Raw genomic sequence first — 995 nt, 5'->3', positions numbered from 1 at the left:
TGGATGTGGCCGAGAAGATGGTCAAAGGTGCTACCGAGAACATCATCAACGGCGCGGGTGTCTACGAGCTGGCGATCCAGATGCAGGACACCACCTTCGGCCCCGGCTTTGTCAATCGACGCAGCCGTGAGTTTTTTGCCAACGATAAGATGGTTGAGGAACTGACTGAAGCAGGTTTCATGGAAACTGATGTCAGCAAAATGATGTTCAACTACATCGCCTCATCCAGCAAACGGGCGGAGTTTGAACGGACATTCGGCGGGTACCAGACACTGGAGAACGCCCGTGATCTGGTGAATCTTGAACAGGCCATTGAACATGAGATGGCAAGGATCGACAAGCGTCGTCAGCAGGGGCTGGATTACTCCAACGCCACGTTGAACCAGCTCAAGAACGAGTTCAAGCGGATCAACGACCTCACCTACAAGATGTTCGCCCGTAATATCGTGGGGATCGACGAGCGTCTTTTGCCCGGACTGGTTCGCAAGTGGCGGGAGTCGGTGAATGATTCGGTGTCTCAGGCCCAGCGCAACGAAGCGAAGCAGGCATACAACGCCGAGGTGGATACGCTGGACATGGCGACCAAGACAGCCTGGTTCGAGGCAACCGATTACCTGAAGGAGTACCAGCAGACGCCTGTCGTGGGTATGTTCCAGAAGCTGAAGGAGTACCAGTACATCCGGGTCCGCAAGGACAGGGTGGAGTTCTACACGCCTTATGGTGGGCTGACGGATTTGCTGGAAGCACTGGGCGAGCAGGGCAGCTATGCGCCGGAACGGGCGAAGACCATCGTTCGTGGTTATCTCGGCCAGCTCGGTACCCAGATGCCACCTGACGTTCACTCGGCCATGTCCAACATGATGGCCTACCAGTCGGTGTTGATACTGGCGTTCTCCACCCTGTCGTCACTGCCGGATATTGCCGGTGGTGTGTTGCGTAACCGTGACGCCAAGGGCATGTGGAAGGCAGCAAACGACATGCGACAGGCGATGATG

1 protein-coding gene is annotated in these 995 nt (G+C 56.2%); it reads left to right on the top strand.

The features are described 5' to 3' along the window. On the top strand, nt 1-995 hold a 995-nt coding region (locus ABD892_RS10515), incomplete at both ends, for a hypothetical protein (RefSeq protein ID WP_345195577.1).

Origin of the sequence: Kistimonas scapharcae, assembly GCF_039540975.1 — a bacterium.
In the GTDB taxonomy this organism is placed as follows: Bacteria; Pseudomonadota; Gammaproteobacteria; order Pseudomonadales; family Endozoicomonadaceae; genus Kistimonas; species Kistimonas scapharcae.
Note: the sequence above shows the minus strand (reverse complement) of the source record. Positions and strands in the feature narration are given on the sequence as shown.